Annotated in this window: 3 protein-coding genes; all 3 read left to right on the forward strand. The window is 60.3% G+C overall.

Annotated elements, in window-relative coordinates:
• The first annotated feature begins 20 nt into the window (after window positions 1-20).
• The 3 genes from GX444_00775 to GX444_00785 all read left to right on the forward strand — a co-directional run bounded on the left by GX444_00775 (window position 21) and on the right by GX444_00785 (window position 20,734).
• Window positions 21-3,623 (forward strand): hypothetical protein, encoded by a 3,603-nt coding sequence (locus tag GX444_00775; protein ID NLH47114.1) that lies wholly within the window; start codon window positions 21-23, stop codon window positions 3,621-3,623.
• A 20-nt stretch (window positions 3,624-3,643) separates the two neighbouring features.
• Window positions 3,644-3,991, forward strand: coding sequence for a hypothetical protein (locus GX444_00780; GenBank protein NLH47115.1), 348 nt, complete (start codon window positions 3,644-3,646; stop codon window positions 3,989-3,991).
• A 99-nt stretch (window positions 3,992-4,090) separates the two neighbouring features.
• Window positions 4,091-20,734 carry a hypothetical protein gene (locus tag GX444_00785; protein ID NLH47116.1) on the forward strand — a complete coding sequence of 5,548 codons (16,644 nt, stop codon included), beginning with the start codon at window positions 4,091-4,093 and terminating at the stop codon, window positions 20,732-20,734.
• Window position 20,735 lies beyond the last annotated feature (1 nt).

Consider the following 20,735-nt stretch of genomic DNA (forward strand, 5'->3'; position numbering starts at 1 on the left):
AGCGAAAAAAGGAGCGAAAGATGTCTCGTGCAAAAACTATCGCGGTCCTCTTGGTTCTTCTCGGGGTCGGATTCGGCCTGGCCATTCCGGCGGCGGCGGCGCCCGAGGATCCCTGGTGCCAGGGCGTGGCAGGCATCTGCGTGACGAACGTCACCTCGGCGGCCTTCTCGGTGTCCTGGACGACGCTCGATGCCCCGGTCGACGGGATCGTCTATTACGGCGACAACCCCGGTTCGATCACGACGCCGGTCTGCGACGACCGCGGCTGCGGCTCGGACTCGGCCCATCAATACGAGACGCACCATGCCACTATCAAGGGTCTGGCCGCGAACAGCACTTATTATTTCCGCATCGAATCGGGCGGGGTGCCCTATCCGAGCGGCGGCGCATACTGGATGCAGACCACCGGAAAATCGCTGACGCCAGGCGCGCCGGTAGGGCGGATGATCAGCATTTTGCTCGATGACAACCCCCGCGAGGGCGCTCCTGATTCACTGGTTTACCTGAAGTTGATCAACAACGACGGTTCGGGATCGACCGGCGAAAGCGCCGTGTTCTCGGTGGTCATCACCGACCCGGACGGCCTGGAAAGCTTTTCGATCGACCGCATTCGCACCGCGAACAGTCAGGCCTTTTTCTCCTTCTCCGACAACGACCTGATTAAAATCTACGCGGACGACGAATCCTCGGGCTACGGATCCTATCAAGGGGCGGCCGGCAACGATTTCCCCGATATTTTGCTGGAAGCGTGCAGCGGCTGCTACATCTACGACGGCGTGACGAAAACCTTCGGCTGCTTCGCTTACGGCGGCACCGACGCTTCGCACGGCTGCCAGTATTGCTACAACAACGCGCCTCACGTCTGGTCGATTCGCGGCAGCGGGTATGAGTGCCGGGCCGCGGCGGGCGTTTGCGACGTCGCCGAACTATGCACCGGCACCGCCATTGATTGCCCGACCGATGCCTATCAGCCGAGCACCACGGTCTGCCGGGTCGGCTCGGGCGATCTGTGCGACCCGAGCGAAAACTGCCCCGGCACCGGCGTCTCCTGTCCCGCCGATACGATCCTGCCGTCGACGACGGTCTGCAACGCGGGTTCGGGCGACCTGTGTGATCCGGATGAAAAGTGCACGGGCATCGCGGGCCAGACTTGCCCGACCGATGCCTACCAACCGTCGACGACGGTGTGCAACGCCGGTTCGGGCGATCTGTGCGATCCCGATGAAAAATGCCCCGGGGTTCCGGATCAGGCTTGTCCGACCGATACCATTACCGCGGTGAACACGGTCTGCCGCGCCGGTTCGGGCGACCTGTGCGATCCCGACGAGAAATGCACGGGCATCGCCGATCAGGCATGTCCGACCAATACGGTTCTGCCGTCGACGACGGTTTGCAACGCCGGTTCGGGCGACCTGTGCGATCCGGACGAAAAATGTCCGGGAGTGGCGGGGCAGGCGTGCCCGACCGATACGTACCTGACGGCCGACGCCGTCTGCCGGCCCGGTTCGGGCGACCTGTGCGATCCGGACGAAAAATGTCCCGGCGTCGCCGACCAGGCTTGTCCGGCCAATAGCGTGCTGCCTTCCACCACGGTTTGCCGGACGGGTTCGGGCGACCTGTGCGACCCGGACGAGAAATGCTCGGGCGTCGCCGGTCAGGCTTGTCCGAGCGATACGGTTCGTTCCGCGGCGACCGTCTGCCGCACGGGTTCGGGCGACTTGTGCGACCCGGACGAAAAATGTCCCGGCGTCGCCAAAGAGCAATGCCCGACCGACACGGTGCTGCCGTCGACCACGGTCTGCAACGCCGGTTCGGGCGACCTGTGCGACCCCGATGAAAAATGCACCGGAACCGCCGGCCAGAGTTGCCCGACCGACCGCATCGAACCGTCGACCACGGTCTGCAATGCGGGTTCGGGCGATCTGTGCGATCCGGACGAAAAATGCACCGGAGTGGCGGATCAGGCTTGCCCGACCGATCGGATCGAGCCCTCGACCACGGTCTGCCGCGCCACGGCCGGCATCTGCGACGTTCAGGAACTTTGCTCGGGCGCGGCCGATCAGGCGTGCCCGGCGGACGCCAAACTCGGCGGTGAAACCACTTGCCGCGCCTCGGTCGCCTACTGCGATCTCGCGGAAGTCTGCGACGGTTCCAACAATGCCTGTCCGACCGATGTCTTCCGCGCCGCCGGCACAACCTGCGACGACGCCAACGCCTGCACCAGCGGCGATCAATGCAACGGCGGCAGCGTTTGCGCCGGTACGGCCGATCCGGGCGCGTATTTGCAGGTGTTGACACCGGCCCCGGCGGGAGTGTTGGCGGGCGGCATCGCCACCCCCATCACGTGGAATTACAACCACGGCGCGACCTGCGATATCGGCACCTATCACTACGACAATGTCCGCCTCTCCGCCTCGATCGACGGCGGCGTCACCTATCCGGTAATCATCGCCAACTCGGCCACCGACAACGGCACCTACAACTGGGCGATTCCGCCGATCAATGAAAGCCTCCTGCGCATCAAGGTCGAACCGCTCAAGGCCGGCGTCGTCAAGGGCACCGACGCCACCGACGACAATTTCGCGGTCTACATGCCGACCAACCTGGTGGCGACCAAGGATTACGCCGGCGACGTCGTGTTGACCTGGTCCGACGGCCAGCAAGCGGATGTCTATTACGCCTATAGCCCCTACGGCAACAGCGGCTGGTCCTATCGCGGCACCGCCACGTCGCCGTACACGGATCTGGGCTCCGCCACGGAAGATCACATCTACTTCCGCCTGAAAAACAAGGACGGTTCCTGGTATTCGCCCGAGGTCGTCGGCAAGGAAACGGTGATGCTGACCCAGGGCTTCAACCTGATCAATCTGACCTTCGAGCACGAAGGCACGAAGGCTCAGGATTTGCTCGACGAATTGAACGCGGGCGGGGTGCTGCGCGCCAAATCCGTGATCCGTTGGGATCCCGGCGCCCAGTGGTGGGACATCCACTACAACAGCTACCCGACCTACAACAATTTCACCTTGCAGATGGGGATGGGCTATTTCGTCGAGGTGTTGCAGGCGGTGAACTGGACGCTGGTCGGTTCGATCGTCAAGGAACCAATCCATTTCGCGCTCGGCTATGACTACAACCTCCTCGGGCTGCCGACCGGTGAATGGTCGAAGGCGCAGAACGTGCTGGACGCGGTGGATGCGCAGGGCGGCGTCGGTTACGCGATCTACCGGTGGGTGTCCTATGCCCAATGGTGGGATGCGCATTTCCGTCAATATCCCTCGGCCAACAACTTCGATATCGACAACGCCGAAGGCTATTTCATTCGCAACGACACCGCGATTCCGAGCTTCAAGCTCAACCCGATGCAAATCGCCGCGATCCCGGAAAGCAGCCCGCGCGGCTTCACGGTTTCGTGGAAAACGGTGATGAACGCCACGGGCTGGTTGCGGTACGGCACCGCTCCCGGTGCGCTCAACAATTACCTCGAAGTCGACGCGTTCGACCTGGCCACGGTGCACGGTGTCACGGTCCCCGTAGCGACGGGCGGCACCTATTACTACACGCTCGTGGTTTCGGGCATCGAGTACGACGACCGGGGAGTCCCGTTCCAAGTAATCGTCCCCTAAGGGGCGAGGGGAGCGTGAAGGTGAAAGGGAAAATGCAGGTTTTCGCGCGGATCATGTACCTGCCGTCGGATTCGTTGCGCGCCCGGCTCAACGGTCTCACGCCGGTCTGTAGTCACTGCGGTCAATGGCGCGACCAAAACGGCCATTGGCGCGACGTGACGATCTACGTACAGAAAGACGAAAACCCGCAATTCACCCACGGCATCTGCCCGGCGTGCCTGAAGAAGCATTTCCCCGAGGTCTACGCCGAAATGATGGCCGAGAAGCGCACGTCCGAAGCGGATGAACTGCGTCGAAAGATTGAGGAAGGTCAAACCAGGGAGGCCCGCGAAAGCGGTAAAAAACGCGGGCCTTCCGTTGAATTGTGAGCGGTGACATGCGGCAGGCAAACAACCAACGATTCGCTCCCACGCGAAGCCCCATGTCCCGGAATGTTTGGGCAATCTTTGCGGGAAGGATGAAGGAAGATGAAGACCGTTAAAATGCTGGCCCTTCTGATGTTGGTGGCCGCCGTGGCCGGCGCCGCCGTCTCCGGCGCGCTGATCCTGGCGGAAAAGGGCGTGATTCACGTCGATTCGCTCGCGGTTTCGGCTCCCGGGCTGCAAAACTCGGTGGCGGCTACCCAACCGGCGAATCAAGCGACGGTCCGCAAGGTGCGGTTCATCGACCGTATCCGCGGCCTGCGCGACGTTTTCAAACCGGTCAAGGAAGACCCGCAAACTCCGCCACCCCTGGAGGCGGCGCTGGGCGACTGGGTCGAATATTCCTCCCTGCCGCTCGCCAGCATTCCCCACAAAGCTTATTACCCGACTGTCATCTATGACGCGGCGGGGTTCGGCACCGCCACGCCTCTTTACCGGATGTGGTACGACGCCGCATCGAGCTGCGAACTCTATTCTTCGACGGATGGAATCACCTGGACCCGCGTCGGCTCGCTTTCCGGGTTGTCCGGCAATCAGGCCCATACCACGGTCAAGTATTTCTCCTCCGGTTTCACCGGCGCCAACAGCGGCACCAATCCGTCGTCGGCGACGATGAAATATCGCATCTGGTATTGGCATGATCTCGCGTACGCGATCACCGATATTTATTACGCGGAATCCGCCGACGGCTTGGTCTGGTACAACGATCAGCCTTTGCAGCAAGGCTCGGTAAAGGTGGTCGGTGAAAGCGGTGAATACAGTTCCGCTACCTGGAATCGCGGATCCTACGGATCGGTGGAAGTTCTTTACAATGCATCCGCGACCAATTCCGGCACCAATCCATACGATTATACCTTCGCCATGTATTACGACGGATCGAACGGCGGCAAGGAAAGCATTGGTCTGGCCTATTCGGCCAACGGAATTTTATGGACGCCCTATGATTCCGACGCGGACGGTTACGCGGACCCGGTACTGGCTGGGGCCGGCTATCAATGGAACGGCACCTGGGATTGCCCGGCCGGCTGCGCCTGGGATTGCGGCTATGTGTCGCGACCGACGGTTTTCAAGACCGCGACCGGCTTCGAGATGTGGTACTCGGGCGGCATTACCACGATGAACTTGGGCATCGGCCATGCCGTTTCCCGAGACGGCTTGGTATGGACGCGTGATCCGCGTGGGGCCATCTTCACCGTAAGTGACGGCGTCGCCTGGCGTGACGACCGCACGTATGCTTCCTGGGTCGTCAATGTAAATGGCGCACTCAAGATGTGGTTCTCGGGGCGCGATTACGAATCGCCCAACGAGTACCGCCTCGGTTTGGCGACTCCCGCCAACTGGACTTTCTTTGTCGATGGGTCGTGGTCGGGGAAAAGCGATGGCGAGGAAGTCGTCGCCGGCAGCGGCAAATATTACGGCTTCAACGCGTTTTCCAGCATTCAACGGGCGATCGACGTCGCCGCCAATGGCACGACCATCCAGATCGCGGCCGGAACGTACACGGAATTCGTCAACGTTAACAAATCAGTCACCTTGATCGGCGCCGACCAGAACGATCCCACCGCCGATCCAATGATCACCAATCAATCGTTGACGATTATTCAACCGCCCGCTACCGGCAGCGCGACGACCGATGCGGTTTTAAAAGTCGTTGCTTCGAATGCCACGATTTCACACCTGACGGTCACCGGCGATAACGGCGGGTTGCATGCCCGGTACGGGATTTACGTCGTCAACACGGGCGGACTGGGCCTGCATGACATAGTGGTACAGTACTGCACGGCCTACGGGTTTTCCAATGTTCCGTCCGGCGGCGATTACTACACCAGCGACTCGTCCAGCGGCAATACGCAGGGCGGGGGCATTTATGTCGAAGGCATATCGTCACCGTTACCGACGGCAATCACGCTGGACCGGAATATCGTCCACGACGTCTATTTTGGCATGTATCTCGACACGAGCGACGGCACGATCAGCAACAACTACGTTTACAACAGCGAAGCGGCGATCAGCACTTGGGGTATCGGCACCGGATCGACTACCCGGTACCTGATCGACAACACGATCGAAAACAGCGGTCGCGCGCTGTTGGTCAACGGAGTCAACAGCGGCAACCCGGTCGTCTTTTCCGGCAATAAAGCCACCAACGTCGTGCGCGGTCTCGAAGCGCGGTACTCGCGTCAGTTGATCACCATCGAAAACAATGAAATCCAGGCGACGACGACGGGTATGTTGTTGAAACCACAAGACATCGCCGATGGCTATCTGATTCGCAACAATACAATTACGGGCACCAACGCCGTCGGATCCATCGGGATCGACGCGTATGCCTACAATTCCATCTTCGGCACCGTGCTGACGGCGGTGGTCGAAAACAACGATCTGTCTGGTTTCGAAACGGGCATTCGCGCCTTTAAAGATCCTTCCTATATCGCAACCCGGACCATCGAATTGACGATCGGCGGTGCGGCGGGAAAAACGAACGTCATTCGTGCGACGGGGGGCGACAACCACTCGCTGCTTCTCCAGAACTGCAACAACGCAATCACGGCAACCTACAATGATTGGGGCGCCTATCCGGAATCCCGGATTCTCCATCAGGTCGATAACGGCGCGTTGGGACTCGTGACCTTCAATCCGTGGGCCGGCGGTTGTTACGTTGACGGAAATTGGTATGAGAACGGCGACGGAAACCCCGTGAATCCTTGCCAGGCCTGCAATTCGTCGCTGGACATTACCGTCTGGTCGAATGCGGCCGACGGTATCTCCTGCGAAGGCCTGCTGTTCTGCGCCGACGGCGAGACTTGCTCCGCCGGCGTTTGCGGCGGCGGCACGCCGATCGTCTGTTCGGATGGCGTGGATTGTACCGTCGATAGTTGCGACGAGGCGACGGATTCTTGCGAATCGACGCCGAACAACGCAGCTTGCAATGACGGCAATCCATGCACCGATGATGTCTGCGACATCGAAAACGGCTGTATGCTCGTCATGAACACGGCTTCTTGCGATGACGGTATTTACTGCAACGGCACCGACACCTGCAGCGGCGGCTCCTGCCACAGTGCCGGCAATCCTTGCCCGGAAAACGGCAATGTATGTGACGGGATGACTTCCTGCGATGAAGCCGGGGACCAGTGCGTCACTTCGGCCGCGCCGACCTGCAACGACGGCCTTTACTGCAATGGCGTGGAAACCTGCGATCCGGCTTCCGGTTGCGTCGCCGGCACGCCGCCGGATTGCGCGATCGACGATCACATTTCCTGCACCATCGACGCCTGCGACGAAGCGACGGATCAATGCGCGCACACGTACGATCCGGCGGTGAATCCTTGCGTGGTCTCCGCGGGCGGTAGCATCCAGACGGCGATCAATATCGTCAATCCCGGCACGACCATCCAGGTCGCGGCGGGTACCTTTGCCGAAAGTCTGACCATCAACAAGAAAATCATTCTGGAAGGCGCGGGCAGCGGCGACGATCCGGCGACCGCCACGATCATCGACGCGCCGGGAACCGGGACCGCGGCGCAAAAGGGCGCTTTCATCCGCGCCAGCGGAACTTCGGCGAGCGATCGGCTGACGGTGAAGGATCTGCGGTTCACCGACTCCTACGCCGGCATCTATTTCGACACGTCGGTCAGCCACATCGCCATCGATAACGTCGTGGCGACCGCCGGCGTCAACGGGCTCGAATTCGAGGCCGCCGGCGGCACCATCATCACCGTCACCGACCTGGCGGTCAGCGATTCGAGCTTCGATCACAACATTGAAGCCAACTCAGGCATGGGCATTCGGGTTTCCAAGCGGGCCACGATCGACGGCCTGCAGATCACCAACTCCCACTTCGATTTCAACAATCGCGGCTGGTACGCCCAGCGCACCACCACCGACGGCGTGACCGACATCACCAATGTGCTGGTGGAAGACTCCACTTTCGACAACAACGGCTACAAAGCGATCAACCTCGAAAAGCTGAGCAACGCGACATTTAGTCGGATTTCCGTCGACAGCTCCGGCGCCTGCCCAATCTGGTACAACGCAACACAACCCTGCAATGAATTTGCGGCGGGCCTGGAACTGAACCTGAAATACGCGAATTACGCGAACATCACCGTTGAAAATTCGACCTTCAACGCATCCGGCATGATGAGTTCGACGAGCGGCGCCGCGTTGGCCTTCAAGGCGCGCGACGACGGTAGTTACAGCGGCGCCAATGCCGCCACGCTGAGCAACGTCACCGTGCGCGGGAATTTCTTCAGCGGCAATCAAAATGCGCTCTTCCTCGGCGAACCCGGGAAAAACAACCTGACCCCCACGAACGTGGTCATCGAGCACAATTCCTTCACGGGCAGTCTGGCCAAGGAAATTCAGAACAATTGCCAGACGACGCCCAACGCCAGCGCGAACTGGTTCGGCGAAACCGACGGCGTCCTGGTCGCGGGTAAGCTGGCGGGTACGCTCGATTACACGCCGTGGCTCGATACCGGCGACGACCAATCGACCGCCCCGGGCTTCCAGGCCGATCTGTCTGTTTTGCATGTCGACGATGCCGGTGCGCAACTACCGAGCACGCTCGGCCGGATCAGCGAAGCGGTCGACCTGGTGTACCCGGGCGGCTCGGTGAGTGTCGAGGCCGGAACCTATGCCGAAAGCGTGGCGATCGCGAAATCACTGACTTTGACCGCTCCCGCTGGCGCGGCCAATACGTTTCTTACCGGCGCTTTGAACTCGGCAAGCCATCATTTTTATATGATGACGATCGACGCCGATGACGTCACCGTCGACGGTTTCGATATGAGCAACGCCGCTTTTACCGGAGGGTGGTATGCCTGGGCGATTTGGATCGGTTTGAATTCTGATTTGGATAACATCCCGACCAACGTCCGCGTCACCAATTGCGCGATCCATGATATCGGCACTTCGACTCGAGTTGATTCCACCAACGGCTATGGCCCCACCTACGGGCTCAATATTACCTTCGGAAAGCACATCGAAATCGACCATAACGCGGTTTACAACATTGCCAGGCAAAATCAGGAAGCGATCGCGATCGGCGCGGAAGCGTGGGATGGGACGCTGGAACTGTGCGGCACGGACGAGGTCAATATTCATGACAATGTCCTGCATGATATCGCCGGCGCCAGTTCCTATGGCATTTTTGTGCATACCGATTGTGCCGATACCGCGGTCAGTAACAATACGCTCACACTCGCGCCCACCAATCCCGTTGTCGGCATCATGGTCAATGACCAATGGACTCCCGGATCGGTGATCCTGGCCCACAATTCCGTATCCGGATCCCAATATGGTCTTCAGCTTTCGGCGATGCACCCGGTAACCTTGGTGGGGAACACCGTTACGGGCGCCAATGTCGGTATCCAGGTGAATTCCAACAACACCGTCGCGCCGACCATTCACGATGGCAATATTCTCGGGAATACCGCGTATGGCATTAAAAACCTGGCGAGCACGATGGTCGATGCCCGGAACAATTGGTGGGGCGATCCGAGCGGCCCCTATCATTCTCCTGACAACGTCACGGGAACGGGAAATCCAGTCACGGATCTGGTTGATTTCGGAAGCTATCTGAGTTCCGCCTATTCCTGCAGCCCCGATACCTGTCCGACGGGCACTTGCGAAATCGGCAGTTCCTGGTATTTCGCCGGCGAAACCAATCCGATTAACAGTTGTTTATTCTGTGACCTTGCGGCTCCCACGGTTTGGACCCCCAAGGCGAATGGCGCTTTATGCACCGACGACAACGCCTGCACCTCGAACGACACCTGCCAGGCGGGTGTCTGCGCGAGTGGGATACCATTGAATTGCGACGACAGCAATCAATGCACGACAGATACCTGCGTCGCGACTTCCGGTTGTGTCTTCACTCCGAAATCATGCCCGGGCGCGGAAACTTGCGATTGGGTGACCGGCGATTGCGAATCTTGCGCCGCCGGCGGCTGCGCGATTGACGGTGTCTGTTACCCCGACGGCACGACCAAGCCCGACAATATTTGCCTGGTGTGCAATGTGGCGGCCAATCCGAACGGTTGGACGAATAACAACGGCGCCGTTTGCGCGGATGACGCTAACGAATGTACCGAGGACACGTGTAATGCGGGTTCCTGCACTCACCCGAATAAAACGCTCGGCACCGCCTGCGGCACCGACTTCGTCGATTGTACCGATGATGTCTGCAACGGTTCGGGCGCCTGCACGCACGCGGCTAAATCGCAAACGCCGCCCTGGACGGTTTGCAACGTGACCCATGGCGGCAGTATCCAAAACGCCATAAATGCGACTCCGGCGGGCGGTACGGTTAATGTCGGCGCCGGAACCTATCCGGAAGCCTTGACCATCGCCAAAGCGCTTACTCTCCAAGGCGCCGGCATCGATCAATCAATAATCGATGACTCGGCAAACGCCGCTACGAAAACGGCCTTGGCCATTTCCGGCACGCTGACCGGCGATTTAACCGTCGATGGCTTCACCATGAAAATCACCTCCGCCTTCAACTGCGGCGATTACGTTTTCGGCATTACGGCCAAGGCGGATACGCACACCATCTATCTGACCCATAATAAATTTTTGGGTTCCAACCGTTGCGATGCCGCGTTGTACGCTTACAACCGCAGTGCGAACATCGTTTTTCAATACAACACGGTCACGAACGTTGGCTTTCAACCGCTGCTGTATGAATTGTATACCGGCGCTACCGATACCAGTCATAATTCCTTCGAAATGGGGGCTTATGGCATCGGCGTCATTTACATGACCTACAACGGAGTGAACGTCAGCGCCAAGCAAACCTTTAACGACAACACCTTTGATCTCTACACTCCATCTCCGGTCAACACGAACCCGTATGCCGGAGTGACTTTTATCGGCGGTTACTATTCCGTCGCGAATCGAACCGGCGGCTATTCGAGCATTGAGATCAAAAACAACAGTTTTCTCAATGCGCCGACCAACGTCAACGGAATCCGCTTGCGCAACGATAACAATGGCGATGGCCGTTCGGCCGCGCTCTCGGGTATCGATATTGAAGACAATCTCTTCGAGGGAAGCACCGACCCATCGGTGGTCAATAATCACGGAATCTATTTAGCCGGTTACATGCACGACATTCTGATCAAGAACAATAAAATTTCCGGCATGAACGATGCGGCGATCTATGGCATCCAGTCGCCTTATGGCACCACCGCCAATGTTCCGGGCGCGGCGATTGCCGCAAATCTCAATAACCTGGCCGACAACGCCTCGATCGTGACCTGGCCGGCCGCGACGACGGGCGCCGGGATGTTGGATCTCTCCGGCAACTGGCTTGGTTCCGATGATCCCACGATCGTTGCGTCTTTCTTCGATGTCGATCCGAATCTCGATTACACGCCGTGGCTCGATACCGGCGACGACCAATCGACTGACCCCGGTTTTCAGCCCGATCTGACCTATTTGCACGTCGGCGCCGCCGGCGCGCAGAGCGGTACGACCGGTCGCATCCAGGAGGCGATTGGTCTGGTGAGCGAAGGCGGCACCGTCGAGGCCCACGCGGGGTTGTATGACGAACGGATTCTGATCAAGAAAGCCTTGACCTTGCTCGGCGCCACGCATGGCGTCCCCAAGAAAGGCTATCCGATCCCGACCGGCTATGCCTACGATCCGGCGGTCGAAACCATCCTCAATCCCAGTACGGACATCATGTGGCCGGTAATCGGCATCGGCGGGTATGCGGCGATCGGCAACGTCAGTGCGACGTTGTTTTCTTTCGGCGGCAAGGTGACGCTCGATGGCCTGGTGGTCGAAAGCCAGGTCGCAGGCACCGGCGGTACCTATCCGCAGTACCGCGACTTGATTCAGATCGCCCAACACACCTCGGCGACTTCCGGTTTGGAAATCACCAACTGCGTCCTGGGCCCCAACACCAACGCCGCGCAAAACGGCACCTATGGGCGCAGCGGAATCTGCAACGCCGGCCCGACTTACGGCCACCTCAAGCTTCTGGTCAACAACAATAAAATATTCGACGCCAAGGGCGACGGTTGCGGCATCATGTTGGTCGGCCCGTACGGACCGACCTACCACGGCGGCACGGTGTACGCCGGTCACTACGCGGGTTCGATTATCGAAAACAACGAAATCACCGGCAATCACCGGTCGGGCATCGAATTGGCCGGCGGCGTACAAGGCACCGTGGCCGATCCAATGATCATCCGCGACAATATGATCACGAATATCGGTTGGCGCGACGTCTCCGAAAACGGAATGCTCAAGTATGGCAACGGCCTCACTTGCCAGCGCGCCGGCAGCGACAAGCTCAACGCCGATGCCGCGGGCTGCAAGTACCTGCTCGTGGAAAACAACGAAATCCGCGACAACGAAAAGAACGGCATCTACCTCGGCCCGATGAATGGTGAAATGACCTTCACGGGGAACTTGATCCAGAACAACGGCTCGGGCGCGGGCGGTTACCTGCGGTGGGACGGGGTGCGCCTCGACTTGACCGAGTTGTATTATTCGACGGCCAGCAACGGCGGCATCGGCGGGACGCCGGTCGGCTATCAAGGCGTAGCGTTCCCGGTCAATCTCGTGTTCCAGGGCAACAACATTCTGGATAACGACGCGACCCGGCCGACGCCCGCCAAATACGGCATTAAAGTTGTTCAGGTCGCGACGAATCCGGCCGGCGCGGTGGTCGCCACCGGCAACTGGTGGGGCGATTACACCGGGCCGTATCACGTTTCGACCAATACCGCCGGCCTCGGCAGTCCGGTTACCGATTACGTGCTGTTCGGCGTGGCGTCAAATCCGGGCGATCCGACCCAGGAGTGGAGCAAGGCGCCGAACGGCGGGCTGGAATGCCCCGGCTGCCTGATCGCCGGCGTCTGCTATCTCGTCAGCCAGACCGATCCGCTCAACGTCTGCCTGATCTGCGCAACGGCCGGAGCGCCGGCGTTCGCCCCGAACGACGGGGTTTCCTGCGATGACGGCACGGTTTGCGACGGCGCGGATGTCTGCAACGGCGGCACCTGCTCGTTACACGTCAATCCGCTCGATTGCGATGACGGCAACCTTTGCACCGACGACTCCTGCGAGGCGACGGCCGGCTGCCAGCATGCCGACAACACCGATCCCTGCGACGACGGCGACGCCTGCACGGTCAACGACACCTGCGACGGCGGCGCCTGCGCGAGTGGCACGGCGCGTAATTGCGACGACGGCCTCTATTGCAACGGTGCGGAAACCTGCGATCCGGCTGTCGGCTGCGTCGCGGCTTCGCCGATCAGTTGCGGTTACCTCGACGATCACATTTCCTGCACGATCGAGGAATGCGACGAAAACACCAACCAGTGCGTCACCCGTTACGACTCGAGCGTCAACCCCTGTGTCGTTACCGCGGGCGGCAAGATCCAAGATGCGATCAATATCGTCAATCCCGGCACGACGGTTCAAGTAGTCGCGGGAACGTTTGCCGAAAACCTGACGATTAATAAGTATCTCATTCTCGACGGCGCCGGCAGCGGCGCCGATCCGGGAGTCGATACGATCATCGATCCGTCAAGCGGCCACGGCATCACCATTGTTTCCGCCGGCAGCGGCGCGAGCGCGACCGATCGCACCGTCATCAAAGATTTACGGGTCACCGGCGCGGCGCAAGGCGTGCGTTTCGACTCGAACGCCACCATCAAATGGGTGACGCTCAATAACGTGGCGACCGTCGGCAACACCGAGCCGGGCATCAACCTTCGCGAAGTGTCGACTTACGAGGATCTGTTGTTCGAGGATGTCGTTTCGACCGGCAATTCCGCCGGCGTTCAGATCCAGAGCACCGCGACGGTCCTGGACGGGCTCACCGTCGACGGCGCTACTCTCTCGAACAATACTATCGCCGGCTTCTTGGCGCTCGGCGGAACCCTGACGAACGTCGCGATTAAGAATGCAACCGTTCAAAACAATGCGTCGGGGGTGGGCACCGACGCCGATATCGTTCTGACGGGATTCAACGGCAATCTCGAAATTTCGGATACGGCCGTCACGAGCAACAACGCCGAATCGGCCATCCGTGTATCCGGTAACGGCACGCTGGCCCCGGCGGGCACCATGTCGTTCAAAAACATCACCATCACCGGCCTGCAAGCCATGGTCGGCACCTATCCGTCGGCAGCCCTGGTGTTGACGCGGTACACCGACATGGCGGCCGTGTCTTTCGAGAACGTCATTCTCGATTCCTCCGCACCGGCGGGCCTGTTCCTCGGCACTCTATATCAGGCGACGACCCCGCCGGCGCTCGACCTCGACGGGGTGAGTTTCAGCGGCGCCTATCCGAAGTACATCCAGCTTGGGCGCCATGGCAATTCGACCAGTTACAGCAAAGCCAATGCGACGGTTGACGCCACCGGTGCCGTCTTTACCGGCGTCACCGATCCGTTCGCGATCGAAGACAAAATCGATCACCAATTGGACGATGCGGAACTCGGCCTGGTCACCTGGGTCGCCGACAACCTATACGTCACTCCGACCAGCGGCAGCATTCAGCGCGGCATCAATGCGGCTGGTGCGACCGGTTGGACGGTCAACGTCGCTTCCGGAACCTTCACCGAACGGTTGAATGTAAGTAAAAGCGTCGAACTGCGCGGCGCACAGTACGGCAACGACCCGACGCCGGTCGGAGAGCGCGATAATCCGCTGGTGGAGTCGATTCTGACGGATGTTGGGATGAGCGTGGTCAATCCAAATGTGCTGGTGGAGATCCCGCTCGGCGTTTCCGGCGTGAAGATCGATGGGTTCACACTGAAAAGTATTCATACCAGTCCCTACGCCGACTCCTGCATTGTTCGGGCCTGGGATGACGATCTTTCGATCCTCAACAACATCTTCGATGGTTGGCTGGGAATTCTTTACAAAGGCCATCCCAATACCGTCGGAGTCGATTTCGCGCAAAATCGCATGACCATCAATAAAAACGGCATCGTGGCGAATCAAGGCACCTTCAACAAGGTGACAATTGAAGGCAACACTTTCGCGCTCACCGGTTCCGGAGACGCAGCCGATGCGGCAGGCATCAACTTGAGTACCTGCGATGCCTGCACGGTTCACGGCAACAAAGCCAATGGTTTTACCGGCAATAACGGTCTCGGCGGCAGCGGCAACACCAACCTGACCATTACCGACAACGATTTTTCCGGCAATAAAACCGGAATAAATTTGTGGGGCACCACCAACCAGGTCACGATTCAAAACAACAAGCTTGACAACAACACATCGCGCGGCATCGCCGTCAAGGGAAAGAACATCACGATCGTTGACAACCAGATAACTGGTTGCGGCGACGCTGGTGTGTACATCAGCGAGAATGTCGGCACGACCGAAAACGTGGCCATTCACAATTCCAATATTTTCGGCAATGCCAATTACGGCGTGCAGGTCGATTTGACCAAAAGCTCGCCGGTCAGTGTTGACGCCACCAGCAACTGGTGGGGCAACTACACTGGTCCGCGGCATCCGAGCAATCCGAACGGACTGGGCGACGCGGTAACCGATCGCGTGAACTATGGCACCGTGCTGGCAAAACCGGCCGGCACTCTGCCGTGTCCTGGCTGCGAAGTGGCCGGCGTCTGCTATCTCGTCAGCCAGACCGATCCGCTCAACGTCTGCCTGATCTGCGCGACGGCCGGCGCGACGGCGTTCGTCCCGAACGACGGGGTTTCCTGCGATGACGGCACGGTTTGCGACGGCGCGGATACATGCAGCGGCGGCACCTGCTCGTTGCACGTCAATCCGCTCGATTGCAACGACGGCAATCCCTGCACCGACGACGCTTGCGATATGGTTGCCGGCTGCGTGAATGTCGCCAACGCGGCGTCTTGCGATGACGGGGTCTGGTGCAACGGCGCCGACACCTGCGAAAACAAAACCTGCACGGTCCACGCCGGTGATCCGTGTCCCGAAAACAGCAATGTCTGCGACGGCATCACCTCCTGTGACGAAGGCGCCGATCAGTGCGTGACGACCGCCGCGCTCACCTGCGACGACGGCAACCCCTGCACCGACGATTCGTGCGCACCGACGACCGGCTGCACCTTTAACAACGACGACACCAACACCTGCGACGACGGGCAGTTCTGCACGGACAACGATGCCTGCACGGCCGGCGTCTGCGGCGGCACGGCGCATAGCTGCGACGACAAGGTGACGTGCACGGACGATGCCTGCAACGAAACGAACGACACCTGCGATTACACGGCAAACGGCCAGGATTGCGAAGTCGGTTCGGGCGGCAACATCCAGAACGCGCTGGATGCCGCAGATCCGGGCGACGTGGTTCTGCTGGCCGACGCGATCTTCCCCGTCGACGATCCGCTCGTGATCAGCAAATCGCTGATCCTGCGCGGGCAGGGGACGGGAACCACCACGATCGACGGTGGCGCCAATCCGGGCGACTACGGTCAGACGTGCGACGCCGGCGGCGTCGGCGACAACTGGCCGCGCGGCATTCTGGTCACCGCGAACAACGTCACCATCGATCACCTGAAAATCAAAAACTTCCAAGGCGACCGGACCAATTGCTACGGCTACGGTGTGCTGGCGCGCGGCGCGGAAAGCTACAGCGGGGTTCCCGGTGGCACCATCCTCACCGGCTTGCACCTGCATGAGGTGGAATTCGTCGATACCACCCTGGGCGCGCGGCTGAGCGAAACCGACGGGGCGATCATCGAGGACAGCACGTACGAGGTGATCAACGGCGAACCGGCCGACAGCTTCCACTTGAATTACAGCACCAACGCGTTGATTCAAAACAACACCCTGACCGACGGCGACATCTGGGTCGCCAAGGGTTCGCACAACGCCCGCATCCTGAACAACCACATCACCGACGCGCCGGCCAACTGCATCTGGGCCGGCGTCAACTTCACCGGCCTCGATCTATCCAACTCGCCCACGATTGTCGGCAATACGCTGGACGGCTGCTTCGAAGGCGGCATCGTGTTATGGGGAAAAACCGGCGAAGTGACCACCAACGCGTTGATCGCCGACAACACGATCACCGGGGTGGAAGGTGGGCCCGCCGGATACGACGACCACGGCGGCATCAGCATCTTTGCCGGCGAATACACCAACCTGATCGTCCGCGATAACGATTCGTCGAACAACCTCGGCGACCAGGCGGGTCTGTACATCAGGAGCGCGAAACTGAATTCGGCGACCATCACCGGCAACAAGTTCTCGCACAACCTCGGCCGAGGCGTCTGGATCAACAAAGTCACCCGCGTCGCGGTCGACCTGCGCTACAACAGCATTTACGGCAACGCTTTGGGCGGCGTCGAGGTCGCCGCCGGATCGGGAACGGACGTCGACGCCCGCCAATCCTGGTGGGGCGACGCGACCGGTCCGTATCATGCCTCATTAAACCCCCACGGCTTGGGCAACAGCGTTTCCAATTACGTGTTGTTCGGCGATTACGACACCGCCGAACCCGGCACGGTGGCGCCGGCCTGTCGCGGCGACGCCGGACAAATCTGCCTGACCAACGTCTCGACGCGGCAGTTTACCGTCAGTTGGTCCACCTTCGGGGCCAATGAAAAGGGCTATTTGAAATACGGCACTTCGCCGACCAACCTGAATCAGACCGCCTCCGACGACCGGGGCGCCGGCATCTACGACGAAAATCACCACATCACGCTGGCCAGTCTGCCCACTCCTCCGGGAACGACCTACTACTACGAAGTCGTCTCGGGTGGCGTGACGCACCGCAACGGCGCGCAGCCGTTCAGCGTAACGACCGCGCCCTCGATCGGCATCCCGGCCTTCGACGACAAGATGATGCAGGTCTTTCTCCAGGACGGCGCGACAGCCTCCAAGGGCACCTTGGTGTACGCCAAACTGAAAAACGACCTGGCCGAGGCGCCCAATCCGTCGCTCGGGGAGAGCGCCTGGCTGTCGACGGTTTTGAAAGACGATGACGGCGGCGTCTGGGGCGTGCCGCTCGGCAACTTCCGCGAGGCCAATCTGGGCGCTTATTTCTCCTACGAAGGTACGGACAACATCTTTGTGTTCGCCGACGGCGCGCAGGATGGTTTCAGCACCTACGAGGGAAACATCGCCGACGACATCCCGTCGATCATCCTCAACAATTGTGACGGCTGCTTCATCAACCAGGTCTGCTACACCGACGGCACCAAGCCGACGCCGACCTCGCCGCTTGTCGACACCTGCGAAATCTGCGACATCACCCGTTCGCGCAGCACCTGGTCGCCGGTCGCGGCGGCCACTCTCTGCCGTCCGGAAGCCACGATTTGCGACGTCGCCGAGTCTTGCGACGGAACGCATACCTATTGTCCGACCGACGCCTTTGCCTCGACGGCCACGGTCTGCCGCCCCGTGGCGGGGATTTGCGACGTGGTGGAAATGTGCACCGGTACTTCCTCGGTTTGCCCGGTTGACGCCTTTGTCGCGCCGACCGTGGAATGCCGCGCCTCGAGCGGCATCTGCGATGTGGCTGAAAATTGCACCGGGACCGGCGCGCTATGCCCGAGCGACGAAGTGAAGCCCAGCGGGACGGAGTGTCGCGCCAAGGCCGACTTCTGTGACGTGGCGGAAAGCTGCGACGGTAGCGCGAAAACCTGCCCGGCCGATGCTTTCGCTCCTTCCACCTTGGAATGCCGGGCCGCGGCGGGTATCTGCGACGTGGCGGAAAACTGCACCGGTGGCGCGGCGGCTTGTCCGGCCGACGCCAAGCAACCCGGCGGAACGGAATGCCGCGCCAAGACGGCTTTCTGCGATGTGGCGGAAAGCTGCGACGGCACAGCGAATACGTGCCCGGTCGACGCGTTTGTCCCCGCCGGCACGGTCTGCAACGCCGCCAGCACGGATCCGGAGGAAATGTGCGACGCGGATGACGTTTGCGCCGGCACCAGCGCGGCGTGCATCGAAAAATGGAAGCCGAGCACCCAATCCTGTCGCACCGCCGTCAACAACTGCGACGTGACGGAATTCTGCACCGGCTCGTTGAAAACCTGTCCGGTGGATGGATTCCAACCGACCTCCTTCATGTGCAACGCGAAGGGCTCCGATCCCTGCGATGCCGACGATTACTGCGCCGGCGACAGCGCGACCTGCACCCCGATGTTCGCCCCGAGCAGCACCGTCTGTCGCGCGATCGGTTCGCAAGGATCGGCGGTGGATTGCGATATTGCCGAGTACTGCTCCGGCGACAGTCTGGGTTGTCCCGCCGACGCCTTCCAACCGGCGGGCAGCACCTGCAACGACGGACAAAGCTGCACCAGCCCCGACCAATGCAACGGGACGGGCGTCTGCGCCGGTCCGCCGAACTCGGGACCGTTCGTGTCCGTGACCGCGCCGGCCGTGGCGGCCAACTATCCGGGCGGCGGCGGAACGGCGAATATCACCTGGAATTATGGCGTTTGCCCGGTCGGCGGCAGCAACGGAGTCGCCGGAGTGGACATCAAAGCCTCGCTGGACGGCGGCGCGACGTATCCGGTGCTCATTGCGACCGACGCGCCCGACTCCGGAAGTTATGCCTGGACCCTGCCGGCCATCAACGAAAGCCGCCTGCGAATCAAGGTCGAAGCCAAGAAAAGCGACGGTTCGATTTCCGGCAACGACGCCATGGACGGCAATTTCACCGTCTACATGCCGGTGAGCATCGACGTCACCGTCGGCACCGACGGGAAGGTCACCCTGACCTGGGCCGGCGGCGCGGCCGACGTGTATTGGAGTACCAAGCCGTTCTCGGCCAATCCGGCCGATTGGCAGCTCTTCGCCCAGAACGTCACCAGCGGCTGGAAGGATCTCACCTCGGCGGCGATCGCCGACACGTATTACCGCCTGGCCAATACCGGCAAGACGGCGTTAAGCGCGGAGATCGCCGGCAAGACCAAGACCACGCTGGCCAGCGGCTACACGCTGATCACGCCGCATTTCCAACACGCCGGCACGATCAAGGCCCAGGACATCCTGGATCAGATCGGCACCACGGCGAAGTCGATTATGCGGTGGGACGCCGGCGCGCAATGGTGGAACATCCATTATCGCCAATATCCGACCTACAACAATTTCGTCATCGAGCCGGGCGTCGGCTACTTCATCGAGATCAACGGCGCCTCGACTTACTGGACGACCTCCGGTCTGTTGATTCAGGACCTGTTCACCGCGCCGTTTTCCTTCGATTACACCTTGATGGGCTTCCCGACCGGCGAATGGGAAAAGGCGCAAAACGTGCTGACCGAGGTGACGAACCAGGGCGGCACGGGCAATTCCATCTATGGTTGGGATTCGGGCTCGCAATGGTGGAACATCCATTACAACCAGTATCCGACCAACAACAACTTCGCGATCGAAATCGACGAAGGCTACTTCGTCAAGAACACGAATTACTCCGGATTGATCGCCGATTTCGATTTCAATCCGCTGGACCTCGTGGTTCTGAAGTACGCCGGTTCGTTCAATGTCAGTTGGACCTCGAAGCTGGATGCCACGGGCTGGCTGCTCTTCTACGGGACCAATCCGGCCAACACGCCGGTTGTCGTCTTTGATGACAGCGATCTTTATTTCGATCGCGACACCGAGCATTCGGTGACGGTCGAGGGACTCTCGGCCGGCACCTACTACTACGACATCGTGATGTCGGGCGTCGCGTTCAATCTTAATGGCAACCATCACGTGGTTACGCTGCCGTAGT

Source organism: Myxococcales bacterium, from assembly GCA_012517325.1.
In the GTDB taxonomy this organism is placed as follows: domain Bacteria; phylum Lernaellota; class Lernaellaia; order Lernaellales; family Lernaellaceae; genus JAAYVF01.

Excerpts from the sequence above, each read along its gene's own strand:
- GX444_00785 (NLH47116.1), top strand. The coding sequence starts at position 4,091 with ATGAAGACCGTTAAAATGCTGGCCCTTCTGATGTTGGTGGCCGCCGTG.
- GX444_00775 (NLH47114.1), top strand. The coding sequence starts at position 21 with ATGTCTCGTGCAAAAACTATCGCGGTCCTCTTGGTTCTTCTCGGGGTC.